Annotated in this window: 28 protein-coding genes and 1 pseudogene; 13 read left to right on the top strand and 16 right to left on the bottom strand. The window is 67.2% G+C overall.

The features are described 5' to 3' along the window. Positions 1 to 22 precede the first annotated feature (22 nt). The 4 genes from E6J58_21040 to E6J58_21025 all read left to right on the top strand — a co-directional run bounded on the left by E6J58_21040 (position 23) and on the right by E6J58_21025 (position 3,650). The gene (locus tag E6J58_21040) at positions 23 to 562 is read left to right on the top strand and encodes a hypothetical protein (protein TMB33349.1); all 540 of its coding nucleotides are present in this window, start codon (positions 23 to 25) and stop codon (positions 560 to 562) included. Between the two features lie 129 nt (positions 563 to 691). After that, entirely contained in the window at positions 692 to 991 is a 300-nt protein-coding gene (locus E6J58_21035) for a hypothetical protein (protein ID TMB33348.1), read from the top strand. 39 nt (positions 992 to 1,030) lie between these two features. Next, positions 1,031 to 1,849 (top strand): hypothetical protein, encoded by an 819-nt coding sequence (locus E6J58_21030; protein ID TMB33347.1) that lies wholly within the window; start codon positions 1,031 to 1,033, stop codon positions 1,847 to 1,849. Between the two features lie 322 nt (positions 1,850 to 2,171). After that, positions 2,172 to 3,650, top strand: coding sequence for an ABC transporter substrate-binding protein (locus E6J58_21025; protein ID TMB33360.1), 1,479 nt, complete (start codon positions 2,172 to 2,174; stop codon positions 3,648 to 3,650). Here the strand turns inward: E6J58_21025 and E6J58_21020 are convergent. Next, positions 3,647 to 5,161, bottom strand: a complete 1,515-nt coding sequence (locus tag E6J58_21020; GenBank protein ID TMB33346.1) for a peptidase — start codon at positions 5,159 to 5,161, stop codon at positions 3,647 to 3,649. The genes E6J58_21025 and E6J58_21020 overlap by 4 nt on opposite strands. Positions 5,162 to 5,248: 87 nt before the next feature. On the opposite strand from E6J58_21020, the gene chrA reads away from it, so the two are divergent. Both chrA and E6J58_21010 read left to right on the top strand, forming a co-directional pair. Next, positions 5,249 to 6,415, top strand: coding sequence for a chromate efflux transporter (gene chrA, locus E6J58_21015; protein TMB33345.1), 1,167 nt, complete (start codon positions 5,249 to 5,251; stop codon positions 6,413 to 6,415). Continuing rightward, positions 6,399 to 6,923, top strand: coding sequence for an acyloxyacyl hydrolase (locus tag E6J58_21010; GenBank protein TMB33344.1), 525 nt, complete (start codon positions 6,399 to 6,401; stop codon positions 6,921 to 6,923). The genes chrA and E6J58_21010 overlap by 17 nt, the downstream gene beginning before the upstream one ends. A 7-nt stretch (positions 6,924 to 6,930) precedes the next feature. Here E6J58_21010 and ilvA read toward each other — a convergent pair whose 3' ends face one another. From ilvA to E6J58_20975, 7 genes are all read right to left on the bottom strand, one after another. Then, the gene (gene ilvA / locus E6J58_21005; GenBank protein TMB33343.1) at positions 6,931 to 8,448 is read right to left on the bottom strand and encodes a threonine ammonia-lyase, biosynthetic; all 1,518 of its coding nucleotides are present in this window, start codon (positions 8,446 to 8,448) and stop codon (positions 6,931 to 6,933) included. Between the two features lie 91 nt (positions 8,449 to 8,539). Continuing rightward, positions 8,540 to 9,004: a VOC family protein gene (locus E6J58_21000; protein ID TMB33342.1), complete on the bottom strand. Its 465-nt coding sequence runs from the start codon at positions 9,002 to 9,004 to the stop codon at positions 8,540 to 8,542. Then, complete coding sequence (locus E6J58_20995) at positions 9,001 to 9,444, bottom strand: MaoC family dehydratase (protein TMB33341.1); 444 nt, start codon at positions 9,442 to 9,444, stop codon at positions 9,001 to 9,003. Before E6J58_20995 ends, E6J58_21000 begins: the two co-directional genes overlap by 4 nt. A 490-nt stretch (positions 9,445 to 9,934) precedes the next feature. Then, entirely contained in the window at positions 9,935 to 10,756 is an 822-nt protein-coding gene (locus E6J58_20990) for a hypothetical protein (GenBank protein TMB33340.1), read from the bottom strand. Between the two features lie 49 nt (positions 10,757 to 10,805). Beyond that, complete coding sequence (locus E6J58_20985; protein ID TMB33339.1) at positions 10,806 to 12,317, bottom strand: long-chain fatty acid--CoA ligase; 1,512 nt, start codon at positions 12,315 to 12,317, stop codon at positions 10,806 to 10,808. Beyond that, positions 12,314 to 13,789, bottom strand: coding sequence for an FAD-dependent oxidoreductase (locus E6J58_20980; protein TMB33338.1), 1,476 nt, complete (start codon positions 13,787 to 13,789; stop codon positions 12,314 to 12,316). The genes E6J58_20985 and E6J58_20980 overlap by 4 nt, the downstream gene beginning before the upstream one ends. Positions 13,790 to 13,894: 105 nt before the next feature. Continuing rightward, entirely contained in the window at positions 13,895 to 14,194 is a 300-nt protein-coding gene (locus E6J58_20975) for a hypothetical protein (protein TMB33337.1), read from the bottom strand. Between the two features lie 137 nt (positions 14,195 to 14,331). On the opposite strand from E6J58_20975, the gene E6J58_20970 reads away from it, so the two are divergent. Together E6J58_20970 and E6J58_20965 are read left to right on the top strand one after the other, a co-directional pair. Continuing rightward, complete coding sequence (locus E6J58_20970; GenBank protein TMB33336.1) at positions 14,332 to 15,480, top strand: epoxide hydrolase; 1,149 nt, start codon at positions 14,332 to 14,334, stop codon at positions 15,478 to 15,480. A 132-nt stretch (positions 15,481 to 15,612) separates the two neighbouring features. Beyond that, a complete protein-coding gene (locus tag E6J58_20965; protein TMB33335.1) occupies positions 15,613 to 16,725 on the top strand; it encodes an acyl-CoA desaturase in 1,113 nt (370 codons plus the stop codon). 241 nt (positions 16,726 to 16,966) lie between these two features. On the opposite strand, the gene hflB is transcribed toward E6J58_20965, so the two are convergent. Together hflB and E6J58_20955 are read right to left on the bottom strand one after the other, a co-directional pair. After that, entirely contained in the window at positions 16,967 to 18,811 is a 1,845-nt protein-coding gene (gene hflB, locus E6J58_20960; protein ID TMB33334.1) for an ATP-dependent zinc metalloprotease FtsH, read from the bottom strand. A 67-nt stretch (positions 18,812 to 18,878) separates the two neighbouring features. Beyond that, complete coding sequence (locus tag E6J58_20955) at positions 18,879 to 19,094, bottom strand: hypothetical protein (protein TMB33333.1); 216 nt, start codon at positions 19,092 to 19,094, stop codon at positions 18,879 to 18,881. Positions 19,095 to 19,410: 316 nt separating this feature from the next. Between E6J58_20955 and E6J58_20950 the strand changes: the two genes are divergently transcribed. After that, a complete protein-coding gene (locus E6J58_20950) occupies positions 19,411 to 19,626 on the top strand; it encodes a hypothetical protein (protein TMB33332.1) in 216 nt (71 codons plus the stop codon). A gap of 32 nt (positions 19,627 to 19,658) precedes the next feature. Further along, positions 19,659 to 19,967, top strand: coding sequence for a hypothetical protein (locus E6J58_20945; GenBank protein ID TMB33331.1), 309 nt, complete (start codon positions 19,659 to 19,661; stop codon positions 19,965 to 19,967). Between the two features lie 21 nt (positions 19,968 to 19,988). Here E6J58_20945 and E6J58_20940 read toward each other — a convergent pair whose 3' ends face one another. The 4 genes from E6J58_20940 to E6J58_20925 form a co-directional block, all read right to left on the bottom strand. Continuing rightward, positions 19,989 to 20,270 carry a hypothetical protein gene (locus tag E6J58_20940; protein TMB33330.1) on the bottom strand — a complete coding sequence of 94 codons (282 nt, stop codon included), beginning with the start codon at positions 20,268 to 20,270 and terminating at the stop codon, positions 19,989 to 19,991. 81 nt (positions 20,271 to 20,351) lie between these two features. Continuing rightward, entirely contained in the window at positions 20,352 to 21,194 is an 843-nt protein-coding gene (locus tag E6J58_20935; protein ID TMB33329.1) for an NYN domain-containing protein, read from the bottom strand. A gap of 7 nt (positions 21,195 to 21,201) precedes the next feature. Continuing rightward, the gene (locus E6J58_20930) at positions 21,202 to 21,936 is read right to left on the bottom strand and encodes an alpha/beta fold hydrolase (GenBank protein TMB33328.1); all 735 of its coding nucleotides are present in this window, start codon (positions 21,934 to 21,936) and stop codon (positions 21,202 to 21,204) included. A gap of 86 nt (positions 21,937 to 22,022) precedes the next feature. After that, positions 22,023 to 22,256 carry a hypothetical protein gene (locus tag E6J58_20925; protein TMB33327.1) on the bottom strand — a complete coding sequence of 78 codons (234 nt, stop codon included), beginning with the start codon at positions 22,254 to 22,256 and terminating at the stop codon, positions 22,023 to 22,025. A gap of 149 nt (positions 22,257 to 22,405) precedes the next feature. Between E6J58_20925 and E6J58_20920 the strand changes: the two genes are divergently transcribed. Beyond that, positions 22,406 to 23,875: a hypothetical protein gene (locus E6J58_20920; GenBank protein TMB33326.1), complete on the top strand. Its 1,470-nt coding sequence runs from the start codon at positions 22,406 to 22,408 to the stop codon at positions 23,873 to 23,875. On the opposite strand, the gene E6J58_20915 is transcribed toward E6J58_20920, so the two are convergent. Next, entirely contained in the window at positions 23,876 to 24,349 is a 474-nt protein-coding gene (locus E6J58_20915) for a VOC family protein (protein ID TMB33325.1), read from the bottom strand. Between the two features lie 169 nt (positions 24,350 to 24,518). Here E6J58_20915 and E6J58_20910 point away from each other — a divergent pair, with 169 nt between their 5' ends. Next, positions 24,519 to 26,132, top strand: coding sequence for a hypothetical protein (locus E6J58_20910; GenBank protein TMB33324.1), 1,614 nt, complete (start codon positions 24,519 to 24,521; stop codon positions 26,130 to 26,132). A gap of 4 nt (positions 26,133 to 26,136) precedes the next feature. Here E6J58_20910 and E6J58_20905 read toward each other — a convergent pair whose 3' ends face one another. Continuing rightward, the gene (locus E6J58_20905) at positions 26,137 to 26,367 is read right to left on the bottom strand and encodes a hypothetical protein (protein ID TMB33323.1); all 231 of its coding nucleotides are present in this window, start codon (positions 26,365 to 26,367) and stop codon (positions 26,137 to 26,139) included. A gap of 106 nt (positions 26,368 to 26,473) precedes the next feature. On the opposite strand from E6J58_20905, the pseudogene E6J58_20900 reads away from it, so the two are divergent. Then, a pseudogene (locus tag E6J58_20900) lies at positions 26,474 to 26,566 on the top strand (dicarboxylate/amino acid:cation symporter). Positions 26,567 to 26,697 lie beyond the last annotated feature (131 nt).

Raw genomic sequence — 26,697 nt, 5'->3', positions numbered from 1 at the left:
ACTCCGCCTGATCGAGGAGCAGGTGCAGAAGTTCGCCGAGGCGAAAGAGCGCGAGAACGAGGCGCGCCTCAAGGCTGCGGCGGATTCCGGCATCGTTCCGCAGGCGAGCGGTCCGGTGGACGTGGGCAAGATGGTGGGCATCGTCGCGGCGCTCGGCGTCGGCATCGGCGCGGTCGGAACGCTGTTCGGCGGCTTCGTCTCCGGCTTCATGAACCTGCAACCCTGGTACGCGAAACCGTTTGCCATCCTCGGGGCAATGCTCGCCATCTCGGGTCCCTCGGTGTTGCTGGCTTGGCTCAAGCTGCGACAGCGGACGCTCGGGCCGGTGCTGGAGGCAAATGGATGGGCGGTGAACGGGCGAGTCCGCGTCAACATCCCACTCGGGGCCGCGCTCACGGATCTCAAGGTGCTGCCACGGGGCGCGAGGCGCTCTCTCGACGATCCGTTCGAGGACCGCAAGGCGCGCAGGCGCCGCCGCCTGTTCTGGACCGCGGCGGTGCTCGTCGCAGCAGCGGCCGTCGCCGCGAAGATTTTGCATCTGTGGCCGTTCGCGCTCCGGTAGCCGCGGCGGCCGAAGGCCACTAGCGGCTATGTTTGAGCTTGGCAATTCGGGACCATGCATTGCGAGAGGTATCCGGATAGATTGGCGCGCATGATCCGCTACTACGGCAAGCCCGGCTGAACCGGCTGCATGAAGGCGCGGGAGTTTCTCGCGCGGAAGAAGCAGACGGTGGAAGAGCGCAACTTGATCAAGGAGCCGCTCACCGCGGCGGAGCTCCGCGCCCTGTCGAAAAAGGCCGGCGGTGTGGAGCAGCTCGTCGCGCCGAAGCGGCGCAAGGAATCGGAAGGTCTCTCCGGCGAGAAGCTGATCGCCTGGCTCGCCGGGGACGGTGGCCGAGTGCGGCGCCCGATCATCGAGGTGGATGGCGAATTGACGCTGGGCTTCGCGGCGGATGCGCAGGAGAAGCTCGAACGTCTGCTCCCCCGCTGAGAGGTTGTGGGCGCGGCGGCGCCGACGCAGATTGTCCGGATGCGGCTCGGCGGCGACGACGACCGATCCAACGTGGAGGACCGGCGCGGCCTGATCACCGGCGGGCGCCTCGGCATCGGCGGCATCCTCCTCCTCGGCGTCCTCAGCATAGTTTTCCGCCAGAACTTCTTCGCGCTCGTGGGAGACAATGGCGCGGCCACGCAGGCGCAAGGACCGCAGGCCGAACAGCGGCGAGAGGATGAAGCCTCGCTGGAGAAAGTTGCCGTCGGCTCCTTCAACGACACGCAGCGGTTCTGGGGCCAGAACCTGCGCGGATACCGCGATGCGAAGCTCGTCCTCTTCTGGGACGAGACGCAGTCCGGCTGCGGCGGCGCTGGCGCGGCGATGGGGCCCTTCTACTGTCCGCCCGACGAGCGCGTGTACATCGACCTCGGCTTCTACCGGGAGCTGGCGCGCCGATTCGGAGCCCCGGGCGACTTCGCCCAGGCGTACGTGATCGCGCACGAGGTGGGGCATCACGTGCAGAACCTGCTCGGCATCACCGCCAAGGTCGAGCGCGCGACGCGGCTGGATCCCTCACGGCGCAACGCCCTCTCCGTGAAGCTGGAGCTGCAGGCGGACTGCTTCGCGGGCGTCTGGGGCCACTCCGCGGCGCAGCGTCAGCTCCTCGATCCCGGCGATGCCGAAGAGGGCCTGCGCGCCGCGTCCGCGGTCGGAGACGATCGCATCCAGCAGATGGCGGGCCGCCGTGTCTCGCCGGAATCGTTCACGCACGGCTCCGCCCGCGAACGCGCTCGCTGGTTCAAGACGGGTCTCGACACAGGTTCCGCGGCATCCTGCGACACGTTGGAGCAGTGAAGTACCGGTAGGGACATTCCCGACAAACGCCTACCGCGCCCCCGTGATGGCCGTCATAGACGGCGCGATGCGCCAACTGACGATGGATTTCGCGTTGCCCTGCTCTCCGTCGTACGCTCGACGGGTGGCGCTGAGCGGAAACCTGTCGGAGACGTCGTTCACCGACCTCATTCAGTTCTACAGCATCAGCCGGCAGACGGCGGCGGTGACGATCGTGTCACCCGCGGGTCCGGAGCACGACGTGGTCGTGTTCATGGAGAAGGGCGAGATCGTCGACGCCCGCTTCGGCCACGTGACCGGCCTCGACGCCGTCCGCCGCGCCATGCGCCTGCGCGAGGGCGAGTTCCACGTCGATCTCAACGTCACCACCGAGAAGCGCACGATCTGGGAATCCTGCAACAAGCTCCTGCTCGAGGAGATGGTGTCCGACGACGAGTCGAACGGCGCGAAAAAAGACGCCGGCGAGTCCGCCGCGGGACCGGAGGAAATCATGATTCCGAAGTCGCATCCCCCGCCGCCCCCGCGCTCCCCCATGCTGCTGATCGTGGTCGCGTCGGCCGCGGTGGCCATCGCCGTCGTCGGCGGTGCGCTCTGGTGGCGCTCGCAGCAGGAAGCGGCAGCGCTGGCCGCGCGCCAGCAGGCGGCGGCGGTGGTCCACCGGGAGGCCGAGACGCGCTCGCGCGTTCCGGGCGTCACCGACACGGAGATCGTCTTCGGCATGGCGGCGCCGTTCTCGGGCCCCGCCAAGGAGCTGGGCCGCGGGATGAAGACCGGCATCGATCTCGCTTTCGCCGCGACGAACGAGGCGGGCGGCGTGAACGGGCGCAAGCTGCGCCTCGTCGCTCTCGACGACGGCTACGAGCCCGACCGTACCCGCACGGTGATGAAGGAGCTGGCGGAGGCGCGCAACGTGTTCGGATTCGTCGGGAACGTCGGGACGCCCACCGCGGAAGTGGCCGTGCCGTACACGCTGGAGAAGAAGATGCTCTTCTTCGGTCCCTTCACCGGCGCGGGCCTGCTGCGGCGCGATCCGCCCGATCGCTACGTCTTCAACTACCGCGCCAGCTACGCGGAGGAGACGGCGTCGACGGTCCGGTACCTGGTGGACGTCCGGCGGATTCCGCCGGACGAGATCGCGGTCTTCGCTCAGCAGGACGGCTACGGAGACGCGGGGTTCAACGGCGTGGCGAAGATGATGCGCAAGTACAACCGCAACCCGGAGCGCACGCTGCGCGTCGGCTACAAGCGGAACACGACCGACGTCGCCGAGGCGGTGGACACGCTGCTCAAGAGCCGCCGCCCCGTGCGGGCGGTGGTGATGGTCTCGACGTACAGGGCGGCGGCGAAGTTCATCGACAAGGTGAAGGCGGAGCGGCCGGACATCGTCTTCAGCAATGTCTCGTTCGTCGGCAGCCAGGCGCTGGCGGACGAGCTGATGGCGTACGGCGGAAAGGTCGCCGAAGGCGTCATCGTCACGCAGGTGGTCCCGCTGCCGCACAGCAAGGCGACGGCCGTGATGCGCTACCAGGATCTCTTGCCCAAATACTCGCTCGGCGAGAAGCCGGACTTCGTTTCGCTCGAGGGATATCTCGCCGCCACCCTGCTCATCGAGGGATTGCGGCGCGCGGGCCGCGACTTCACCACCGAGTCGCTGGTCGACGCCCTCGAGTCCTTGCGCGGCCTGGACCTCGGGGTCGGCGCATCCATGGGATTCGGCATGAGCGAGCACCAGGCGTCCCACAAGGTGTGGGGCACGGTGCTGGACGCGGGCGGGAACTTCCAGACGATCGATATGGATTAGCGGCCGGTCCGGGGCATCGTCATGATGCGGTTCTGGCGCCAGACGGACTTCAGCACCTCGCCGTCGCCGCGTGGTCCCGGTGCGGTGATGAGCGCCGTGGCTGCGGCAGGCGTTCCGCAAGACCCCGTCGTGATGTAGTTCAGAGCCGTCTCCAGCCGGTTCTCCCCTGCATCACCGAGGGGGCGGGTGAAGTCGTCCGCCATCACGCAACCGGTGAAGCCTGCGACCGGAGCCGTCGCCGCCGGAGCAAAGCCGTCCGCGTAATCTCCGAAGCCCTTCGCGTTTACGCCCTTGAACTGGATCGAGAAGTAGGTAACCCCGCAGTTGTCCTCCGGGTAGAATCCGTAGGGCTTGCCGCAGGTCGTCGCGCCGATCTGGATCACCTGCACGCCGACGCCGTCCAGCGAATTGAGGACCGATTCGCTCGCGGAGCACGTGCCAGGGCCTGTCAAAACGAAGACCCGCGGCAGATCCAGGGTTGGCAGCGGTGTGCCTGCCGCGGCGGAGAATCCGAGCGTCTGGGTATAGAACGGGGTCGGGGTGATCTGCTTTCCGGTGACCGGATCGGTCGACGGATGCTTTGCGTTGAACGTGAGCTGCTCGAAGATCTTCCCGGATGTCCTGGCCGAGCCCGCAATCATGTAGGCGATCTCGCTCGCGATCGCGAGATAGCCGCCGCCGTTGTACCGGATATCGAGCACCAGTTCGTTGATGCTTTGCGCCTTGAGAGAAGTCACCGCATCGACGAGCCTCTGCTCGGCGGTGGCGATGTGATCGTTGAACAGCAAGTACCCGACCTTCTTCCCGTTGGTCGCCATCACGACGCCCGTGATGGGGACGGGATTGGTGGTGATGCCGGCAGCCTGCAAGGGGACGTCGCGGTTCTGGGTACTGCCCGGATCCAGGACCGTGTACGTGTGCTGTTCTCCAATGTTGGCCGGAGAGAGGCCGGCGTTGAGCACATCGATCTCGGCCTGCGTGTTCGCGGTCTCCATGTTCACGCCATCGATGAGCTTGAGTTGCGCACCTCGCATGATCTTTCCGTCCGCTGGCGAGTTAGGCTCCACGTACCCGACTACCCAGTTCCGTGGCAGCGTCTTCGGAGGCGACAGGACGACCCAGGTGATGCCATACCCGAGTTCGACGCCGGACTGGGAGAGTTGTTCCCAATCCGCGGTCGGATACCAGAAATGGAACCGGTCCTTGTCATTTCCGGAAGGCGTTGTCGCGCGCGTCTTCAGCTGATCGAAGTAGTCCGTCACACTGGTGTACTGCGCGGCATTGACCGACGGTACCTCGCTGTACCAGAGGTACGTGTCGTCGGTCCAAGCCTTCAGCCAGCTCTTTTCGTCGGTCAGCGTCGCCCTCTTGTCCGGGTACGCCTGACCCGTGAACGGATCCGTTCCCGTGCGCGGCGTCGCGCATCTCGCGGCGAGGTCGCGCCAGTTCGACTCTTCCCCACCGCAGTGCATCAGGGTCAGACCAAGGGCGACGATCCGAATCCAGCGCATGTGCAACTCTCCCCGGAGGTTTCGACTCTTAGCAGCCGACGTATAGTGCGGCAATCCGGCCACGGAGCCGCCGCCTTGAAGCCTACGATGAGGGAGCTTTTCTGGTACTTCCTCAAGCTGGGGTGGCTCGCCTTCGGCGGTCCCGTCGGCCAGATCGGGCTGATGCACCTGCAGGTCGTCGAGCGGCAGAAGTGGCTGGATGAAGAAGAATTCGTCCGCGCGCTGAATTTCTGCCACGTGCTTCCAGGGCCGGAGGCGCTGCAGCTCGCGATCTACATCGGGTACCGCAAGGGTGGATACGCCGGTGGCGCGCTCGCGGGTGTGCTCTTCATCCTCCCCGGCTTCATGACGCTCACCGCGCTCGCCTTCATCTACGTCCGGTTCGGCAAGACAGCGCAGGTGCTCGGCGTGCTCTGGGGCTTCCGTCCGGTGGGCCTTTCGCTGCTGCTCGCCGCACTGGTCCGGATCTCGCGCGCTACGCTGAAAGATACCTTCTCCGTGCTGCTCTCCTGCATCGCCTTCGTCGCATTTTTCTTCGGACATGCGCCCTTCCTGCTCGTGCTCCTCGGATGCGGCCTCGTCGGTCTCGTCCGCGGCCGGCGGTCTGCGGCGCTTGCGGCCTTGCCCGTCCTTCTGTGGCCGGCGGCCGGCGCGGCGGAGTCGACGGGACAGCGTCTCTTCGACATCTCGTCGTTTTTCCTCAAGGTGGGCTTGTTCTCGTTCGGCGGCGCGTACGCGGTCTTGCCGTACATCCGCGAGGGCGCCGTCGCCGGCTATGGCTGGATTGGCGATCGGGAGATGATCGACGCGCTGGCGCTCGGCGAGACCACGCCCGGTCCGCTGATCTCGATCGGCATCTTCGTCGGGTACCTCGCGGGCAACGCCCGCGGCGTGCCCTGGCTCGGGGCCGTCGCGGCGACGTTCTGGCTCTTCCTTCCCTCCTTCGTCTTCGTCCTCGGCGCTGCGCGGCACATGGATTGGCTCACCTCGAGGCCGGGGATGAAGGCGTTCCTCAAAGGCGTGACCTGCGGCGTGGTCGGACTGATGTTTTCCGTCTCGATCCCCTTGGCGAAGGTCGCCTTCATGGCGTCGGGAACGGTTGACTGGATCACGGTCGTCCTCGGCCTCGCGGCGTTCGCGGCCCTCACCTTCTGGAAGTGGCGGCTGAACGTCGTCGCCGTCGTCCTTGCCGGCGGCGCCCTCGGCCTGCTGCGGGCGTTTGCCCCGGGACTCTTCGGTGGACCCGAACTTTGAGATGGTGCATCAAAGGAGAGTGCCGCGCCGTCGCATCGCCTCCGTCTCGGCCGCCTTGCTGCTGGTCGCGGCCGCCTCCGCGCGCGGGGACCGTGCGGCCGTCGCGATCGCCACCGGACAGTACGGCATGCGCAAGGAGATCCCACACTCGTTGGGAATGGAGCTGGAGCTGCGCGGCCCCTGGCACTGGGCGGTGGTTCGCCCCGTCGCCGGACTCCTGACGACCACCGGCGGTGCCGCGTACGTCTACTCCGGCGTCGCGTTCGAGATCCCACTCGCCGGCAGCCTGCGGCTGACGCCTGCGTTCGCACCGGGGATCGTGCTCGCGCGCGGGGATGGCGATCTCGGCCACGTCGTCGAGTTCCGCTCCTCCCTGGAGCTTTCGGTCGCGCCGGATCCGACGGTCCGGGTCGGGGTCGGCTTCAGCCACATCTCCAACGCGCACCTCGGGACCCGCAACCCCGGGGTCGAGGTGCTGACGCTGAGGGTGGCATTCGGCGCGACGTGAGCGGACTTCATCCGAGGAAGAGCCGGTATGCGGGGTTCCCGCTCTCGTCGATGCAGGGGTACCCGAGCGTTCCAAGGAAGCGCTTGAACTCGGGCATCTCGGCCGCGGGGACCTCCATGCCCACCAGCACGCGTCCGTAGTCGGCGCCGTGGTTGCGGTAGTGAAAGAGGCTGATGTTCCAGTCGGTGCGCATGCGGGAAAGGAACTGGAGCAGTGCACCCGGACGCTCCGGGAACTCGAAACGGTACACGAGCTCGTCGCGCGCGAGCGCCGCGTGGCCACCGACGAGATGGCGCACGTGCAGCTTGGCCATCTCGTCATCGGACAGGTCGAGGGTGCTCAGGCCGTGCCGCTGCAGGGTGCGCACGATCGCGGCGGTCTCGGCGCGACTGTTGATTCCGACGCCGACGAACACGTGCGCCCGCTCGGCGTCCGCCATCCAGTAGTTGAACTCGGTGATGTTCCGGGGTCCGAGGATGGCGCAGAAACGGCGGAAGCTGCCGGGACGCTCGGGGATCGTCACCGCCAGGATGGCCTCGCGCCGCTCGCCGACTTCCGCGCGCTCGGCAACGAAGCGCAGGCGGTTGAAGTTCATGTTGGCGCCGCAGGCGACCGCGATCAGCGTCTCGTCCTCTATCCCCGTCCGCTCGGCATAGGCCTTGGCGCCGGCGACGGGGAGCGCGCCCGCGGGCTCGAGGATCGAACGGGTGTCCTCGAATGCGTCCTTGATCGCCGCGCAGATCGCGTCCGTGTCGACCCGAATCATCTCGTCGACGTACCTGCGGGCGAGACGAAACGTCTCCTTCCCCACCCTCTTCACGGCGACGCCGTCGGCGAAGAGTCCGACGTGCGGAAGGGTGACGCGCCGGCCCGCCTGGAGCGACCGCGACATCGCGTCCGAGTCGAACGGCTGCACGCCGACGACCCGCACTTCCGGACGCAGCCGCTTCACGTACGCGCCGATGCCGCCGATGAGTCCGCCGCCGCCCACCGCCACGAAGATGGCGTGGATGGGAGCCGGGTGCTGGCGCAGGATCTCCATCCCGATGGTGCCCTGTCCGGCGATGACGTCGGGATCGTCGTAGGGGTGCACGAAGGTCAGCTTGCGGCGCCGTTCGAGCGCTTTCGCATGCCGATACGCCTCGTCGTACGAGTCGCCCACCAGCACCACCTCGGCGCCACGGGCAGCGACGGCGTCGATCTTGATGCGGGGCGTGGTGACGGGCATGACGATTGCCGCGCGGCATCCCAGGCGTTGCGCCGCGAGCGCGACGCCCTGCGCGTGGTTGCCGGCGGATGCCGCGATCACCCCGCGCTTCAGCGCAGCGTCGGGGAGCGCGGCCATCTTGTTGTAAGCGCCGCGCAGCTTGAAGGAGAAGACGGGCTGCATGTCCTCCCGCTTGAGCAGGAGGTCGTTGCCGATCCGCGAGGAGAGGGCAGGCGCGCGCTCCAGTGGAGTCTCGACGGCCACGTCGTAGACACGGGAAGTGAGGATCCGCTGGAGGTAATCCCGCGGCCGCGACATCTCATGACCTGTACAGCCTGAAGCGATAGCCGCAAAGCTGCACCTTTCGGTGCGGCAGCGGCTAGAGCGCATCTCGACAAACTGTACAGTCTCAAGAAGTAGTCGCTAAGCCGCCTTCGGCGGCCGCGACTAAGCCGCCTTCGGCGGCCGCGACTAGCTCGTCGTAGCCGCGACCGCGCATCTCGAGGAAGCAGAAGCCGTTGCCGAACGGATCCGCCAGATTGGCGAGCCGGCCGTATTTCCTCGTTTGTACGTCGCGGTCGAGAACGGCGCCGGCCGCCTGCGCGCGCCGGACGGCCGCGTCGAGATCGGGCACGGGCCAGTCGACATGGACCGGCGTCCAGTGGCGCTTGTAATCCCGTGCAGCGCTGGATCCCGGGCTCGACGCGCTGCCGGCCGGCTCCGCGAGAAGATCGATCGCCGCCAACGCGCCGAGGAGCTCCGCCCAGCCCCGGCCAAGCCGCCGCCCCAGGGTGAGGCCGAACACCTGCGTGTAGAAGGCGATGCCCTTTTCGAGGTCCGGAACGTCGATGCAGATGCGCACCTGCGCGGTCACGGCCGCCTCCGCGCGATCATCGCGGACCAGCGGATCAGGAGCACGCGCTCGTCCTTCTGGTTGAACAGCTCGCCGACGCAGGTCAGGAGGCCCCGGTCGGCATGCTTCGTTGACGGCCGCGTTCCCACCACGTTCAGGCGCCCGCGCAGCGTGTCTCCGGGCCGCACCGGCTTCAGCCAGCGCAGCTCGTCGATGCCGCCTGCGCCCATGCTCGCCACGTCGTGGAGGAGGCTGCGCACCAGAAGCCCCATGAAGAACGACGCGGTGTGCCACCCGCTCGCGATCAGCCCGCCGTAGATGGAGCGTTTGGCCGCCTCCGCGTCGACGTGAAAAGGCTGCGCGTCGAAGCGCCGGGCAAACTCGACGATCTCCTGCTCGCGGATGGTCTCCTCCCCGAGCTCGAAGACCTGGCCTTCATGGAAATCTTCGAGATAGCGCATGGTATTCGCGTTCGATCTCGGTGAAGGCGCAGGGATTCGCCTCCCGGCGCGGTGTACGATGGCAGGCGTGCCTTCGCCTTCCCGGAAGCGACGGGCCACGCTCGCCTTCAAGGCCCACATCGGGTGGGCCTACGGCGTTCTCGTAGCCGAAGCGGACGGCAGTGTCGAGATCGTCGCCAAGCAGCGCGTGACGATGCGCGAGACCTTCGAGGCCGCCGTCGTCTATCACGTCGGCCACGAGCGCGGCCTGTCCGCGAACGAAGTCCAGCCGACGATCGACGCGTGCGCCTTCCGGCGAAATCGCTTCCGGCGCGGGCGCAGGAGGTCCTCGGACTCACGCAAAGCGCGGCGCGGGCACGGCTCGATTCCGCCGGCGCTGCTTCAGGCAGGCCGTGGGCAACCGAGCAGCGCGAGTGCGCCCTGGCGGCATGGGTCGCGCTGGCCAGTCTCAAGCAATAGTCGCAAAGCCGCACCTCCGGCGCGGCAGTGACTAACCGGATTTCTTCGCCAGGTCGTCCATCGAGGGCACCTCGCTCAGGTTCGGCTGCAGCTGGATCTCGATCCGCCGGTTTTGCGCGCGGTGGTCGTCGGAATCGTTCGCGATGACGGGGTCGAACTCGCCGTATCCCACCGCGCCCAGCGAATCCGGCTTCATTCCCTTGCTCACCAGAAAGCGCGTCACCACCACCGCCCTCTCCGTGGAAAGCTCCCAGTTGGACGGAAATCGCGCGCTCCGGATGGGCTTGTCGTCGGTGTGACCGGCCACCAGGAACTGGCGATCGCTGAATCCCGCGAGGGCCTGCGCCACCTGGGCGACCGCATCCTGTCCGGCCCTCTTGAGTACCGCGCTGCCCGAGTCGAAGAGCACGTCGTTGGGCAGGGAGATGAGCATCCGCCCCTTGCGGATCCGGACGGAGAGCTTTCCGGCATCGATCATCGAGCGCAACCGGTCGGTGAGAGACTTGTACGTCGCCGCGCGCGCTTCGGCGGCAGCCTTCTGCCGACCCAGGTCCTCGAGCTGCGCGTTGGTCGCCTGCAGGAGCTTGTCGAGCTTCTCCTTGTCCGCGGCGGTTCCCTGCAGGACCTTGTTCAGCTCGTCGGCCCGCTTCTGCGCGTCGGTGAGCTTCGTCTCCAGATCCTTGCGCGCCTTCTCCATCTCGGCGAGCCTCGCAGCCTCGTCGGCACGGGTCTTCTCCAGCTCCTTTTGATGCTGCTCGTTCAGATCGGCGATGCCCTTTTCGTGCGTCGACGTCGTGACGCAGGCGAGGCAGAGGGCGGGGATGAAAAGCGAAAGGAAGGGAAATCGTTGCATGCCCCCGCGTATCACAAGCCGCGCGCGAGTGGGACCCGCGCTGAAGGCATTACGGCTTCCCGTTTTCCCCGAGCTTGTGGCGCAGCTCCGTCTTCAGCACCTTGCCGTAGTTGTTCTTCGGCAGCGCGTCGACGAAACGATACTCGCGCGGCCGCTTGTAGCGGGCGATGTTGTCGAGACAGATGGCGTCGAGCGCCGCCTGTGACACCGACGCGCCAGGCCGTGCGACGACGAAGGCGATCACCTCCTCGCCCCACTCCCGATGAGGCCGCCCCACCACCGCCGCTTCCAGCACGCCGGGATGCCGTAGCAGCACCTCCTCGATTTCCCGCGGATAGATGTTGCTGCCGCCACTGATGATCAGATCCTTCGAGCGGTCCCTTAGCGTGAGCAGCCCGTCCGCATCCATCGATCCCACGTCGCCGGTGTGCAACCAACCGCCGCGCAGCGTCTCCGCGGTCGCGGCAGGCTCGTCCAGATAGCCCTGCATCACCGCTTCGCTCCGCGTCATCACCTCCCCCACTTCGCCAGGCGGGAGCTCGCGGTCCTGCTCGTCCACGATCTTCACCTCGACGCCCGTCCGGGCGTAGCCGCAGGACGCGAGCAAGGTTTCGTATCGAGGGTGATCGGCCGCCGCGTGCAACTGCTTGGAGAGCCCGGTGATCGTCATCGGTGACTCGCCCTGTCCGAACAGCTGATAGAGACGCGGCCCGAAGAGCGCCAGCGCGCGCTTCAGATCGGCGACGTACATGGGAGCCCCGCCGTAGATGATGGTCTTGAGGTTTGCGAAGCCGGCTGTCCGCGCGGCTTCGCTCTGCACCAGACGCGTCACCATCGTCGGCGCGGCGAAGAAGCTGACGTTCTCGTGTTGCGCGATCGCGTCGCACACGCGCGCCGCTTCGAACCCGCCGAGCACGACCTGATGCGACCCCTTGAGCAGGTGCGGAATGGCGTAGAGGCCCGAGCCGTGTGAGAGCGGCGCCGCGTGCAGATCCGTGTCGTGCTCGTCGATGAAATCGATGTCCGCGTAGTAGGCGTGGCTCATCGACATTAGATTGCGGTGCGTCAGGACAGCGCCTTTGGGGCGGCCGGTGGTGCCGCTGGTGAAGAATACCCAGGCGGGATCGTCGGCTGCCGCAGGCGGGGGAACGATCGGTTCGGCAGCGAGGAGCGCCTGATAATCGCTGCCGCCGGTGGAGATCACCGTCAGTCCAGGACCGCTCGCGACGGCGTCGGCAAGCGCAGGGGTGACGAAAACGAGCCTCGACTTCGTCTTTTCGACAATCCACGCGACCTCTTTCGGATGGAGCCGCGCATTCACGGGAACCGCGCACAATCCCGCGCTCCAGCAACCGAGCAGGATCTCGAAGAACTCGGGACAGTTCTCGAGGTAGAGAACGACGCGCGCTCCGGAACCTCCGGACCGCGCGCGGAGCGCAGCGCCGAGCCGGGCTGCGCGGCTGGCAAGCTGCGCGTACGTCAGGGTGGCGGAGTCGGCGGTGATCGCGGGGCGCTCGGGAAACCGTCGCGCGACCTCCAGCACCTGCGCGGCAATGTTCATGGCTGCTTTTTCGCTAGCGGCTTGATCGCGGGCCCGTTCAGCACTTCGCCCTCGACGTCATACCGCGCGCCGTGACAGGGGCAATCCCACGATTTCTCCGCTGGGTTCCACCTCACCGTGCACGCCATGTGCGTGCAGGTCGGCGAGAGCAGCGTGAGCTTGCCATCCTCGTCGCGGAAGGCCGCCACCTTCTTGCCCGCGACGGTCACGATGCGCCCCTCTCCGCGCGCGACGCTTTCGAGAGCGTCCGCCGGGGCGCCCTTCAGTGCCCCGACCACGAGGTGCAACGGATAGTCGACATTTTCCTTCGTCCATTCGAGCGCGGCGCCGGCGCTGAGGCGCGTTGCCTTGTACAGGGATTCCCAGACGTTCGACTTCCCGAGCACGAGGTCGGCGAGCAGCATCGCCGCCAGCGTTCCGCCGGTCATGCCGTTCCCGGAGAATCCGGTCGCGACGAAGACGTGCGCGTTGAGCGAATTGCGACCGATGTAGGGCAGTCCGTCCACCGGCTCCACGACCTGCGCCGACCACTCGCCCTCGACCGCCGCGTCGAATCGGGCGCGCACGTACTCGCCGAGGCGATCGTAGGCCTCGTTCGTGTTCGCTTTCTGTCCCACCTTGTGATCCTCGCCGCCGGCGATGAGCTGCCCATCGTGCATGCGCAAGTAGTGGTACGGGTCGGCATCATCCCAGAAGAGACCGTCGATGCGCTGCACCGGGCGGGCCGTGACGACGTACGATCGGTACTGGGCGAGCTTCGTGTGCATGAAGAACTTGTCGTTCACCGGCGTGTGCGTGCAGACGAGCACGTGCGTCGCCCTCACCAAGCCCTGCGCCGTCCGCACGGTGCAGGGCTCGCCGTCCCTGACGTCCAGCGCGCGCGTCTGCTCGTGCACCAAGCCGCCCCGCTGCGCGACCTGCCGCGCGAGCGGCAGCAGATACCGCAGCGGATGGAACTGCCCCTGCCGCTCGAACCGGAGCGCCTTCTTCGTGGGGAACGGCAACGGTGCCCGGTCGAGAACGGCAACCTCGATCCCGCAAGCCCGCGCCGCCTCGTGCTCCTGGACGATCTGATCCGGCGACTCCTCCGAGTACAGATACCCGGGCAGATAGCGGAAACCGCAGTCGAGCTTCTCCTCGTCGACGGTCCGTGCGATGTGTTCGATCGCCGCGCGATGCGACTGGGCCGCAAGCCGCGCGCCATCGTTGCCGAACGTCTTGCGCAGCTCGAAGTAGCGGGTATCGAGCGCTTCGGTCAGGTGCGCGGTGGTGAAGCCTGTCACGCCGTTGCCGATCTTTCCCTGGTCGAGGAGGGCGACGCGCTTGCCGGCTCGCTGGAGCAGACGCGCTGCGGTGACGCCCGCCATCCCGCCGCCCACGACGCAGACGTCCACGGTGGCATCGCCGGTGAGGGCCGGGAAACCAGGATCGGCAACCGTCCGAAGCCAGAGGGATTCCGACGATTTCCTCATGGGGCCAGTCTGTCACAAAAGCCAGGGGCGGCGCCGACCCCGGACGGCGCCGCCCCCGTATGGGTCAGGGGAGGGGAAGCCCGCGACCCAACTCGTGCTGCAGCGTCAGGGCCCGCAGGGGTGGCCACCGTCCCCGTGCTGTTCGCTGCACGCGAGGGTGGTTCCGTCCGCGGCCAGCTGGCAGGTGCCCGGATCGCCGCCGTCGTAGATGTCGGTACAGGCGTCGCCGGCCGCCTTGCCGCTGCAGGCGGCGATGTCTTCGGCCGACGGTGTGCCGCGAGTTCCTCCGTCGCTCGACGCGGACGTGGCGGTGCTGGTGAGCGCGCTCGAAATGGAGCTGCTGTCTGTGCCGCAGCCGCACACCGCCGCTGCGGCAAGGAAGCCGAACACTGATCGCATCATCATGTTCCTCCTGTGAACCGCGGATGCCGCGTCATGCGGCGCCGGACTGTCTGCATTTCCGGACACGCGGCGCGGCGCCGAAGTTGTTGCGCCGGCGTTTTGCGATTGTTTGCATTTGTGAAGCGAGGCACGATCGCGCGATGCGCATCGAGCCGTTCAAGATAGAGGTCGACGCCTCGGTCCTCGCCGATCTGCGCTCGCGCATCCTGAACACGCGCTGGCCCGATCAGGTGCCTGGAACCGGGTGGGACCAGGGCACCAACCTCGATTACCTGAAGCGAATCCTGGCGTACTGGGCTGACGGATTCGACTGGCGCGCGCAGGAACGCAAGCTGAACGGCCTCCGGCATTTCCGCGCCGACCTGGACGGCGTGCACATCCATTTCGTGCACGAGAAGGCTCGGCGCGGGCGGGGACTTCCGCTCATCCTGACGCACGGCTGGCCGAGCACGTTCATCGAGCTGCTCCCGCTCCTGCCGCTGCTGACCGATCCGGAAGCGCACGGCATCGAGGGGCCGGCGTTCGACGTCGTCATTCCTTCGTTGCCGGGCTACGGCTTCTCGGAACGGCCTCCGCGCACGGGCGTGAACTACCGGTTCACGGCTTCGCTGTGGCATCGGCTGATGCGCGGGCTCGGGTACGCGCGCTATGCGGCCCACGGGAGCGACTTCGGGGCGGGAGTCTCGACGCTGATGGCACTGGACGAGCCGCAGCCGATGATCGGTCTCCATCTCAGCAACCTGGAGATCCCCCCGTACGTCGGGCCCGATGCGCGACCCCTCTCGGACGCGGAGAGAGACTACGTCGAGCGCAACGACAGGTTCTGGCAGGCCGAGAACGGCTACAAGGCGATCCAGGGCACCAAGCCGCAGACGCTCGGATACGCACTGAACGACTCGCCCGCCGGGCTCGCCGCCTGGATCCTCGAGAAATGGCGCTCGTGGGCCGACTCCGGCGGAGACGCCGACCGGCGATTCTCACGCGACTTCCTTCTCACCAATCTGACCATCTACTGGGCGACGGGGACCATCACGTCGTCGATGCGCGACTATTACGACAACCGATGGTTCCGCGTTCCGATTGGGCCGCAGGACCTTGTCCGCGTCCCCACCGCGATCGCCATCTTCGCAAACGAGCTCATCAGCGAAGGCATTCCGCCGCGCGAATGGGCCGCGCGTCTCTATGATCTGCGGCGCTGGACCCCGATGCCGCGGGGTGGTCACTTCGCCGCGACGGAGGAACCGCAGTTGCTCGCGCAGGACATCGGCGCTTTCTTTGCCGGGCTCTGAGTCAGCGCCTATCCTGCTACATGGCGTTCTCGGGCGAGCGCTCGCCCCGTTCGAGGGTGACACGCCGGTGACCGGCGGCACCTATCGTCTGAAGCAGATTCACCCGTTCGATCAATCGCTTCCTGGAGACATATGCCGAACGAGTTCGAGCGCGTCCGGTTTCCGGCGCGGGGACCCTTCCATACCGATCTCACGCGTCGCGTGGAGGAGTTTTTCGAGGGCGCCGCGCGCTCGCGTCACGGCGGCTGGGCGATGGGCGCGAAGACCGCCGCCTTGATCTCGTGGCTCGCCATGTCTTACGGCCTGCTGATGTTCGTTCCGCTCTACGCCTGGCAGGCGGCGCTGCTGAGCATCTCCGTCGGGCTGGCCGTGGCCGGGGTGGGATTCTCGGTCATGCACGACGCGAACCACGGAGGCACTTCCTCGAGCGCGCGCGTGAACGGAATCATGTCGTTCACGCTCGATCTGCTGGGCGCGAGCTCTTTCCTCTGGCGCCTCAAGCACAACGTCATGCACCACGCATACCCGAACGTGTCCGGGCTCGATCCGGACATCGAGGCCGGCAGCCCGCTGTTGCGCCTCGCGCCGTGGCAGTCGCGGCGGTGGCACCATCGTTTCCAGCACTTGTACGTATGGCTCCTCTACGGCCTCTTCCCTCTCCAGTGGTGGTTCGTCGACGACGCTCGCGAGCTCGCCACCGGCCGCATCGCCGGGCGCCAGTTCCCGGCTGCGCGCGGGCGAACGCTGGTCATCGCGCTGGCGGGAAAGGCGCTCTTCATCTGTTGGGCGTTCTTGCTGCCTGCCCTTCTCCATCCCTCATGGGGGCTGGTGCTGATCTGGGCTCTCGCCCTCTTTGTCCTCGGCAACGTACTCGCCAACGCCTTCCAGCTGGCGCACTGCGTGGACGAGGCTGAATTCATCGGCAGCCGCGACGTCGAGTCCGACTGGGCCGAGCATCAGCTGGCGACGACGGTAGACTTCGCGCGGGGCAACACGCTGCTGGGCTGGTATCTCGGAGGGCTCAATTTCCAGGTGGAGCACCACTTGTTCCCGCGCGTCTGCCACCTGCACTATCCGGCGCTCTCCAGAATCGTCGAGGAGACCTGCACCGCGCATCGAGTGCAATACCGCTGCGAGCCTACCCTGCGGAGCGCCCTCGCCGCCAACGTGCGCTGGTTGCGGCGGATGGGATCCGCGTCGGCCCTCGACGTCAAGACGTCATGTCACCGTTCGGATACGGGCTGAGTCTCAGGGCATTGCAGAGAACTTTGCCGCAGGCTCGGCGTTCGCTGGGGAACGACCGGCGCTGACGACCCCGGTCAATGCTCCCACCGCCAATGCGACGGCGATCCAGATCCATGTCCTGGTCACCACTGAACACCGCGTGCTCATGGACGCTCCGCAGCCAACTGAGCTGACGGGCGGACGATGCGCACCGGCGAATCGGCTGGCGACTCCGCCGGAAGGGAATCTGATGCGTGCTGAACTACGCAGTAGCGGCGATGCGCGGGCCTGATTCTTTCCCCACGCGCCCGAGGATGCCTTCCAGCTCTTCCCCTGCGAGCGTCTCCTTCGCCAGGAGCACGCGGGCCGCCTCGTCGAGGAGCGCGCGGTTCGTCGCGAGCAGCGCTCGCGCGCGCTGGAACTGCGCCTCGATGATGCCGCGGACCGCGACGTCGATCTCCCTCGCCGTCTCCTCGCCGTAGAGCCGTTGCGATCCGAAGGCCTGTCCGAGGAACGAGCTCGGCTCCGTCTGGTACGTCACCGGACCGAGCGCAGTGCCCATGCCGAATCGGGTCACCATGCTGCGGGCGATGTCCGTGGCCTTCGCCAGGTCGTCGGCGGCGCCGGTCGAGAGATGTCCGAAGACGAGATGCTCCGCCGCACGACCGCCGAGCAGGACCGCCATCTTGTTGTCCAACTCCTCGCGCGTCATCAGGTAGCGATCCTCGGTGGGACGCTGGATGGTGTAGCCGAGGGCCCCGATTCCCCGCGGAATGATCGAGATCTTGTGCACCGCATCGGTGCCGGGAAGCGCCGCCGCAACCAATGCGTGGCCCATCTCGTGATGGGCGACGATCTCGCGCTCGCGCGGATTGAGCAGCCGGTTCTTCTTTTCCAGCCCCGCCACGATCCGCTCGATGGCCAAGTTGAAGTCGTTCATGGCGATCTGGTTGGCGCCGCGGCGGGTGGCGACCAGGGCGGCCTCGTTCACGAGGTTCGCGAGGTCGGCTCCGGTGAAACCCGGGGTGAGCGCAGCGACTTCCTCGAGCTTGACGTCCGCGGCGAGGAGCACCTTGCGCGTGTGCACCCTCAGGATCTCCTCGCGCCCGATGCGGTCCGGCCGGTCGACGAGGACTTGCCGGTCGAAGCGACCCGCCCGCAGCAGTGCGGGATCGAGGATCTCGGGCCGGTTGGTCGCGGCGATCAGGACGATCCCGGAGGTCGGGTCGAACCCGTCCATCTCGACGAGCAACTGGTTCAGCGTCTGTTCCTTCTCGTCGTGACCGCCGAGCCCCGGAACGGCGCCGCGGGCGCGGCCCAGCGCGTCCAGCTCGTCGATGAAGATGATGCATGGCGCCTTGGCGCGGGCCTGCTCGAACAGGTCGCGCACCCGGGCGGCGCCCACGCCGACGAACATCTCCACGAATTCCGACCCGGAGATGGAGAAGAACGCTACCCCGGCCTCACCGGCAACTGCCTTGGCGAGGAGCGTCTTGCCCGTGCCCGGAGGACCGACCAGCAGGACCCCCTTCGGCATCCGAGCGCCGAGCCGTCCGTGCTCCTTCGGGTCCTTGAGGAACGAGACCACTTCCTGCAGCTCGGCCTTCGCCTCGTCGACTCCCGCGACGTCCGCGAAGGTGACCTTCGTGTCCGTCTCGACGTACACCCTGGCCTTCGACTTGCCGATGGCCATCAGGCCGCCGCCGGGTCCGCCGAGCTGTTTCGCCATCCGGCGGCCGAGAAAGACCCAGATGCCGAAGAACAAGGCCGTCGGTACGATCCACGACAGGAGCATGGTGATGAAGTTCGAGTCGAACTGCCCGCGGTACTCGACGCCGTGCTGGTCCAGCTCCTTGGCGATGTCCGCATCGACGCGGACGGCGACGAATCGCTTCTTGCCGTTGATCGGTTCCTTCAGCTCGCCCGATAGCTGGTCCTGCCCGACGACGACGCTGGCAACCTTGTCTTCGCGGACCAGCTTCTGGAACTCGCTGTAGGGAATGGTAGCGACCGCTTGCCGCCGCGCCCAGAAGTCCTGCACGACCAGCACGCCCATCACTGCGATGAGCACAAATGCAAGGTTGAAGCCCGTCTGCTTCCGATTCATGGCCGACGGGCTCTATAACCTGCCCCGGACCGGAACGCACCGCGCAACGGCCGGATGAGACGGCGAGCTACTTGTCGGCGCGGGCGACCGCGGTGTTTTCCGACCGCTCGGTCTTCTCGGTCTTCTTCGCCTTCTTTTGCTTGTTTTGCTTCTGCACCTTCTCGGCGACGGCCGGCTTCTGCTGCGGCTGCTCGGCGGTGTCCGTCTTTTGGTCGCAGGCCCAGACGGCCTGCGCGGACAGGGCGGCAAACGCGATGGCGACAGCGGCTGCGAGCTTTCGCATGATGACCTCGTCACCGACCGGCGTGGTCGGCGGGCGGGAGCATGTGCCTCCCGGTTGGACTTCGCAACCCGATCTGTCATGGCTTCACTTCCGAGACGCGCCTTGCGTCTGTTTGTCGCTCCCGGCGATGATGCCGCGTCCGTCGCTGCAGATGGCGTCGATTACCGAAAGCCGTAGCGAACGAGTATGCGGCGAGCATGGTCGTCGCGATCGCCCGATAGGACGCCACCGCCCGCTTCGTGGTAAATGCCAGAGGCCGGATCGCACGATCACGCGACGCTACGGCGCGTGCTTGGTCCGCTCTGACAGGAGCCCGATGAAGGACATGACGCCGGACGAGGCCCGGGCCGAAGCGGCCAGACGCTGGGGCGCGAGCGCCACCATCGAATTTCGCCCGCGGCGCGGAATGCGGCGCGGTCGCCTCGCCCGGTACAGCTGCAAGGTCGGCAACGGCGCGGGAGGAACCGTGCGATCCATCGAGGGCCAGGGCGATACCTGGCTTGACGCGTTCGCCGACGCGCGGCCGCGCTGAGGCGCCGAGCGGCGCGCGCCACCGGAGCCTGCATGAGGGCCGATCCTGCCTGGAAGTCCGCGTTGCTGCACAAGGGCCAGGACGTCGCGGATCTCCTCGAGGCAGTTCTCTCCGGCAAGGAGGTAGACCTCGCCTCGCTGCCGGTGCCCTCCGGTCCCGATCAGGATCCCGAGTTGCGGCTGCGAAACTTCCTCGAGCAGATCGACCGCGCCATCAAGGCCTTCGATACCGACGCGTTCGGCAGATGTGAGGTCTGCGGGGTGAACCTCGACCGCGACGCGCTTCAGCAGCAGCCGTGGCTCGCGACGTGCCCCACGCACGCGGCGCGCTGGATCTCCTGAATCCGGCGGATTCTCGAATCGTCAGGAGCGGCGTCCGTGCCGTTCGCTGCCGTCGAAGGTGAGCTGCGAGCGCGTGCCGGCGCTGAGCATCCGGCAGCGAAGCAGCTTGAGCGCCCCGTGCCTCAGCTCGAATGAACGATCCATCACGCCGCCATTGCGCTCGAGAATGGCGTGCAGCGCGGCGCGGGCCGTTTCCGACAGCGTGACGCGGTTCCATCCGACGCTGACGCCGACGGACTCGATTTCGCCAAGCAGTTCACCGGCGCCGTTGCCGCCGTCCCGGGCCCCGATGACCTGCGTCATCGCGACTCTGGGTCCCCCATTGACCGGTAGTTCCGACATCGCTCCTCCCGAGCACCGCGCTCATCCGGAGCGCCAGGAAAGCTAGTCACTCTCTCGCCTCTGCGCATCCGACGGTGCATCGTTCCGGTCCTCACCGCGACCCGTTTCTTTCTCGGAACCCGCCGCATCCGGCGGCAGTACGTACCATTGGCGCCCGTTCAGCTGCTGGCGCTTGAGCAGGCCCTGCCGTTCCATCTCTTGCAGCAACCTGCTGAAGGTGGAGAATCCTGCCTCCCGCTCGTCGAAGTCGGGCTCCTTGCGGACGATGGTCTCCTTGATCAATGACGGGTTCAACGGACCCGTTGCGCGCGCGAGCAGGCCGGCGACGACCTCGCGGGCAATCGGCGGAATCTCGCGCGCGGCACGTTCCCCGGATGTCTTTCGCGGCGACTCGCGGCGAGCAGCTGCCTTCGTCGTGGTTGTTGGCGGCTTGAGGTAGACGAATTCGTCGCAAGCCTTCACGAACAACGGCGAGGTCGCTCCCTTCACGCCCAGCCCGATCAGCATCCGGTTGTTCTCACGCAGCTTGTACGCCAGCGGACAGAAGTCGCTGTCGCCGGAGGCGATCGCAAAGGTATCGATATGCTCGCGGGCGTAGCACAGCTCGAGCGCGTCGATGACCAGCCGCATGTCGGCGCCGTTCTTGCCGGCTCGGGTCGAGGGTGGAACGTCGATCAACTCCACTCCGAAGTCGTGCAACCGGCGGGTCGCCTCGCGAAACCGCGACCAGTCGCAATACGCCCGACGGAAGACGACCTTGCCCCGCTCGAGCAGCCGGTCCATCGCCGGCTGCAGATCGAACGTCGAGGGGCTGATCCCCGTGTTCGTCACGAGGTTCTCGAAATCGATGAACAGGGCGATGCGGCGCTCTTTGTCGCTGACCATGCTCTCTTCAATCCTCCGGTCGCCCACTGGCGAGCAGCAGCCGCTGGTGGACGGCGCGGAAGACCGCCGGCGAGAAGAGCAGACCCATGTGCCCGACGTCGGGCAGGTGGATGACCTCGCCCTCCGCCGCGGAGAACACGCGCGGGATGACGATGTTGTCGGAGCCGGCGACGATCGACGAGAACCGCACCGACGAAGCGGCTGCGCGCGAGGCGTCCAGCCGACGGATGAGGGGCGAATCGGGACGCACCTCGCGACCGATCCGGGAGAGGAGCCAGTAGGCGTTGTAGGTGCCCCGGTCGGGCGTGCCGAGCAGGATGCAGCGATCGACGCGCCGCGCGCCGCCGAGGAGCTGCAGCCAGGTCCGCGCGATCAGGCCACCCAGGCTGTGACAGACGAGATCGATGCGACCGCCGCGAACGCGGTGACGCAGCGAGTTGCGCAGCTCGATGGCTGCGCCCTCGATCCCCTGCGCCGCGGAGTAGCTGAACGAGAGCAGCGGACCGATGCCGAGCATCCTCAGGAAAAAGGCCAGCGGGTAGAACGACGAGCGATTTCCCAGGTAGCCGTGGACGAAGACGACGGTGCGCTGCTCCGCCCGTCGTGCCGTCCGCTTCCGGCTGGCATCGAGTCCGAAAGGATAGAGCAGCGACGAGGCCGCCAGAGCCAGCAGCTCCCCGCCGATGAGCCGCGATGCCGCTCGGGTTGAAGGCGGGAAATCCTCGACCACGGACGATGCCACGCAGACACTATGGACCGGATCGCCGGTTTGCGCGATGCCCGAATGCGATCGGGGGTACCGCCGCGGCTCCCTGAACGGCGATTGGCTCAGTGAGGATCGAGGGCGCGAAGACGCGCCGTCAAGCGGCGGACTTCGACCTGTAGATCCGCCGAGAGCGGACGCTGCAGCGCATTGCGAATCTCCAGGTCCAGATCGATGAGCTTCTGCGAAGAAGCAAACCCGGTTTCGCCCCGGCGAAAGCGGACGCGGGTGACCCTGAGCAACTCGTCCAGCGATGCGACCTCGCTCTTCAGATCGGCTTCGACGAATCCGGTCGGCATCGCTCGCTCTCTCCCTTCCCGGCCGGAACATACCAGATGCGACTCCACGCCGATGCTGGTAGACACCGCGCTCCAACCGGGGAGATTGCGGCGCATGGGCGCGGGGAAGGGCAATACGAAGCTGCTGTTGGGCTGCGCTCTTCTGTTCGTTGGCGGGATTCGCCACGCTGGTCTGGCCGCCGACCGGTATCGCGCTCGTTGCTCTCTACCTTTACGGGTTTTCACTCTGGCCCGCCGTGTTCGCAGCCGCGCTCCTCGTGAACCTGGTCCACGGCGCCCCGCTCCTGGTCGCGTTAGCCATCGCCTGCGGCAATACGCTGGAAGCGGTGGTCGGCGCGTGGCTTCTCCAACGCATGCGCTTCCAGCCCCGGCTGGACCGCGTGTCCGATGTGGTGGTCCTGATCTTCGCCGCCGCGATCGGAAGCACGGCGTTGAGCGCGTTCATCGGCGTCGAGAGCCTTCGCGTCGGCGGCATCGTCCAGGCCGCCGACGTGGGCCAAACGCTTCGGGCGTGGTGGATCGGCGACACGCTGGGCGATCTGGTGGTGGCGCCGCTGCTGTTCGTCTTCTGGGCAAGGCCGCCGGTGCGCAGGTTGCCGGCGATCGTAACGGAGGGGGTGTTTCTCGCTTGCGCACTCGTCACGTTCGCGCTGCTAGTCTTCGGCAACCTGTTTCCGGGCTCGATCACGTTGTATCGCCACCCGTACCTGCTCTTCCCGCTGCTGGCGTGGGCAGCGCTGCGCTTTGGCCAGTACGGCGCGGCCGTCTCGGTCTTCCTCGTCTCCACCATCGCCACCGCGGGCACCGTGATGGGCTTCGGCCCGTTCGCACAGGCCGTCCTTGCCGACTCGCTCCTCGGCCTGCAGGCGTTCATGGGCATCGCGGCGGCAACCGCGCTGGTCCTCGGCGCGGCCATCGCCGAGCGCAATCGCGCCGTCGACGCCCGCGACGAGTTCCTCTCCATCGCCTCCCACGAGCTGCGCACGCCGCTGACGGCGCTCTCGCTCCATGTACAGAACCTCCTCCATCGGCTGCAGCGATCCGAAGCAGGACCGAGTCGTGAGGAGACGTTGCAAAGCATGGAGACCGCGAATCGGCTTCTCTTCCGGATGGCGAAACTGATCGGCGAGCTGCTCGAGGTGTCGCGCGTGGCGACCGGCACCTTCCAGCTCCAGCGCGAGGAGGTGGATCTGGCGTCGTCGGTGCGCGAGAGCCTCGCGCGATTCGAGGGACAACTCGCGACCGCTGGCTGTCGGGTCGAGATGCAGTCGGAAGGAAAGCTCACCGGGCGCTGGGACCCGCTGCGGCTCGACCAGGTGATCGACAACCTGATCAGCAATGCCGTGAAGTACGGCGCCGGCAAGCCGGTGGAAGTCCAGCTCAGCGAGAACGGGGAGCGCGTCGTGCTCGAAGTCCGCGATCACGGCATCGGCATCAATCCCGCCGATCAGAGAAGGGTCTTCGAGCGCTTCGAGCGCGCCGTCTCCCGCCGCCGATTCGGCGGATTCGGCCTCGGCCTCTGGATCACGAGAAAGGTGATCGAGGCGCACGGCGGCACCATCCAGCTCATGAGCGAGCCGGGCCTCGGTTCCACATTCCGGGTCGAGCTCCCTCGGTAATCAGCCTCCGGCGTGCGCCTGCTTCAGCTTCCTGATGTCGAGCTTGTCCATCTGAAGCATCGTCTCCATCACGCGCCCGGACTTTGCCGGATCCTTGTCCTGCAACAGCTGTCCCAGAACGGTGGGGACCACCTGCCAGGAGAGACCGAACTTGTCCTTGAGCCAGCCACATCTCGACCGCTCCCCACCCGCGGACAACTTCTCCCACAGGTCGTCCACTTCCTGCTGCGTCTCGCAGTTCGCTACGAACGAGACGGCCTCGGTGAACTTGAACTGCGGGCCGCCGTTCAGCGCCACGAAGTCCTGCCCGTCGAGGTTGAACGCCACCGTCATGACCGAGCCCTTCGGACCGGGGCCCGCCTCTCCATATCGGGTCGTGCCGGTGATCTTCGAATTCCTGAAGATCGAGATGTAGAACTTCGCGGCTTCCTCCCCTTGTGTGTCGAACCAAAGGAACGGCGTGATCTTTTGCATTTCGGGTCTCCTTGACGGCGGATCGGCCCCGGGATGCCACGATTGCGGCATGCTGTCACGTCAGTTCGACGCGCCGACCGCGCATGCGAGGCGGATGATCGCGATGTCCGGGCTTGTGAGACACAATCCGAAACGTAACTTCGACTCTCGCACGCGAGTCCGTGGCGGCATGTGGCGGATCGTCTTCGTCGCGCTGGCCGCCTGCGCCACCTATCGCGCCCTGCCGCTGGATCCGCCGCCGCCGGGACCCTCGGCGATGACCCTGCGCTACGAGCGGAAGCGCTTCCATCTCTTCACCTCGACGCGGGACGATGCGCGGATCGAGGCCGTCTTCGGGTCGGACACGACCATCGCGACGGTCGTCTCCCAGCCGCACGACGGCGTGTTCGTCTCCACGGACGCCGGCGCGGACTGGACGTTTGCGCAGACGGACGGACGCTTTCGCGACGTGATGTTCGACGGATCCATCATCGTCGGCCTCGGGGGAGCACACATCCATTGTTCGAGGGACGGGGGGAAGACTTGGCGCTCCTCGAACGAGATGGCGGTCGAGGCGCTCGCCGTGGCGGGAGGAGCCATCTACGCAGCGTCGGCCGGACACCTGTACGTGTCGCAGGACTGCGCCCAGAGCTGGAAGACGTTGACACCGCAGATCCCCGCCGGCTGGCGCGCGCGCAGCATCGCCGTCGATCGGCAGAGCATCTACATGTCCGTCCGGGCCGCGCGCGAGACCCCACCGCTGACGACGCTCCTGGATGCGACCTCTGACGCGGCGGTGGCGGCGCTGACCTTCGTCGATGGCCGCGACTCCAGGCGGGCCGGCCTGGATGCCGTGTGGGTCACGCACGACGGGGGTACGCTCTGGCAGCGGAGCTCCCTGGCCCTCGACGCGTGGCTCGCCGTGGTGGACGGCAAAGTGTGGGCCGTCGCGGCCGACCCGATGATCGAGGGAGCGGCGCTGGTGCGGCGATCGCCGCAGTTGGCTGCGGCGCTGGACGGGCAGCTTCGCGGCGCTCGCATCGACGCGAGCGCATTGCGCGCTTCGTTCGGCTTCCCTGGCCGCGACAAGCTGCTCCACGCGATCGCCGCTCCGGCGTTTCGTTCCACGGACGAGGGCGCGACGTGGGCGCGCATGGACGAGGCGCCCGTGGCCGTTCGCGCCGTGCTGGAACGACAGTGGCGGGCACATTTGACGGTCGAACGGGCACCGGACACGCCTCGCAGATCAGACCGCGGTGGCGGACGCGCGGGAGGCGGCGGACCTGCTGGCGGCGGCCGTGGCCGTCGTGGGGGCCGCGGCAGCGCGCCGCCGGCGCAGCCGGCGCAGCCAGCGCAGCCCGCTGCGCGCGCCGTGCCGTCCGAGATGTTCCTCACGCTCCTCGATCCGCAGCGACTCCTCGCGCGCTTCAACTCGGGGCGGCGGCTGACGGGGATCGCGGGAGACAAGCTGCTCTATGCCTATGTGCCGACGCAGCAGTTCTGGGACTCGCTCGTCGATACGATGGCGAACGAAAGCGACGCCGAAGGAGAGATCGCCCTCGGTTCCGGACGGCCGGGGCCAGGCAGCGCGCCCGGCGGAGCGTTCGAGCTCCTGTCCTCCACCGACGGCGGCGCGCACTGGAGCGAGCTCCCCCTTCCCCAGTTCGATCACTCGCTCCGCGAGCGCAGCATCCTCCCCTACCCGGTGGACATCGCTGCCGTACCTCCGCAGGCCTTCGTGGTGTTCGCCGCGATCGACCGCGGCGGCAGCGCCTGGCGCGACGCCTGGCGCTGGGCGCAGTAGCGGCTCAGCGGCGGTGCGTTCGAACGACTTTGCGGCGAACCAGGGGATGTGCCCGGAACCACGGGCGCGCATACCAGGCGAACCGGCCGGGGCCATGAGCGAAGTGCGGCCGCGGGCCGAGCCCGAACACCCAGGGCGACAGGACCCAGCGCCATCCGAACCCGGGATAGAACACGAACATGTACGCGACGCCGCTGGTCTCGACGACGTGCGTGTACTGCTGGTCGTACGGCATCCACACCCAGCCGTATTGCGTCGTGTAGACCCATTCCCCGGGTACGCTCGAGGGAGCGGCCGACGTGTTACCCGTCGCCTGCGGCGGCTCGATCGGTTGCGACGTCGGAGGTGCGGCAGCAGGCGGCGGCGGTGGTTGTGATTCCGGCGGCGGAGCAACGGGCTGGGCGTCGTCGGGCGGCGGAGGGGGAGGTCCTGCTTGCGCGAGCACTGCGGGCGCGGCGAGCACGACGGAGAGCAAGAAGACGAACGTCTTCACCATGACGGTCAATCCTTTCGCTCAATGGGTAGCGCGCGTTCGGCGACTGTCCAGTCCGACGCGAGGCGACGA

It is taken from the genome of Deltaproteobacteria bacterium (genome assembly GCA_005879535.1).
Lineage (GTDB): Bacteria > Myxococcota > Myxococcia > Myxococcales > 40CM-4-68-19 > 40CM-4-68-19.
Note: the sequence above shows the minus strand (reverse complement) of the source record. Positions and strands in the feature narration are given on the sequence as shown.

Coding starts and splice junctions, on each gene's coding strand:
- E6J58_20915 (TMB33325.1), bottom strand. CDS start 24,349: ATGCAAAAGATCACGCCGTTCCTTTGGTTCGACACACAAGGGGAGGAA.
- E6J58_20970 (TMB33336.1), top strand. CDS start 14,332: ATGCGCATCGAGCCGTTCAAGATAGAGGTCGACGCCTCGGTCCTCGCC.
- E6J58_20990 (TMB33340.1), bottom strand. CDS start 10,756: ATGCAACGATTTCCCTTCCTTTCGCTTTTCATCCCCGCCCTCTGCCTC.
- hflB (TMB33334.1), bottom strand. CDS start 18,811: ATGAATCGGAAGCAGACGGGCTTCAACCTTGCATTTGTGCTCATCGCA.
- E6J58_20905 (TMB33323.1), bottom strand. CDS start 26,367: ATGCCGTACGACCAGCAGTACACGCACGTCGTCGAGACCAGCGGCGTC.
- E6J58_20980 (TMB33338.1), bottom strand. CDS start 13,789: ATGAGGAAATCGTCGGAATCCCTCTGGCTTCGGACGGTTGCCGATCCT.
- E6J58_20985 (TMB33339.1), bottom strand. CDS start 12,317: ATGAACATTGCCGCGCAGGTGCTGGAGGTCGCGCGACGGTTTCCCGAG.
- E6J58_20945 (TMB33331.1), top strand. CDS start 19,659: ATGAGGGCCGATCCTGCCTGGAAGTCCGCGTTGCTGCACAAGGGCCAG.
- E6J58_20910 (TMB33324.1), top strand. CDS start 24,519: ATGTGGCGGATCGTCTTCGTCGCGCTGGCCGCCTGCGCCACCTATCGC.
- E6J58_20995 (TMB33341.1), bottom strand. CDS start 9,444: ATGCGCTATCTCGAAGATTTCCATGAAGGCCAGGTCTTCGAGCTCGGG.
- E6J58_21020 (TMB33346.1), bottom strand. CDS start 5,161: ATGCGCTGGATTCGGATCGTCGCCCTTGGTCTGACCCTGATGCACTGC.
- E6J58_21030 (TMB33347.1), top strand. CDS start 1,031: ATGCGGCTCGGCGGCGACGACGACCGATCCAACGTGGAGGACCGGCGC.
- E6J58_20925 (TMB33327.1), bottom strand. CDS start 22,256: ATGCCGACCGGATTCGTCGAAGCCGATCTGAAGAGCGAGGTCGCATCG.
- E6J58_20955 (TMB33333.1), bottom strand. CDS start 19,094: ATGCGAAAGCTCGCAGCCGCTGTCGCCATCGCGTTTGCCGCCCTGTCC.
- E6J58_20940 (TMB33330.1), bottom strand. CDS start 20,270: ATGACGCAGGTCATCGGGGCCCGGGACGGCGGCAACGGCGCCGGTGAA.
- E6J58_20935 (TMB33329.1), bottom strand. CDS start 21,194: ATGGTCAGCGACAAAGAGCGCCGCATCGCCCTGTTCATCGATTTCGAG.
- E6J58_20950 (TMB33332.1), top strand. CDS start 19,411: ATGAAGGACATGACGCCGGACGAGGCCCGGGCCGAAGCGGCCAGACGC.
- E6J58_20975 (TMB33337.1), bottom strand. CDS start 14,194: ATGATGATGCGATCAGTGTTCGGCTTCCTTGCCGCAGCGGCGGTGTGC.
- E6J58_21035 (TMB33348.1), top strand. CDS start 692: ATGAAGGCGCGGGAGTTTCTCGCGCGGAAGAAGCAGACGGTGGAAGAG.
- ilvA (TMB33343.1), bottom strand. CDS start 8,448: ATGTCGCGGCCGCGGGATTACCTCCAGCGGATCCTCACTTCCCGTGTC.
- E6J58_20965 (TMB33335.1), top strand. CDS start 15,613: ATGCCGAACGAGTTCGAGCGCGTCCGGTTTCCGGCGCGGGGACCCTTC.
- chrA (TMB33345.1), top strand. CDS start 5,249: ATGAGGGAGCTTTTCTGGTACTTCCTCAAGCTGGGGTGGCTCGCCTTC.
- E6J58_21025 (TMB33360.1), top strand. CDS start 2,172: ATGCGCCTGCGCGAGGGCGAGTTCCACGTCGATCTCAACGTCACCACC.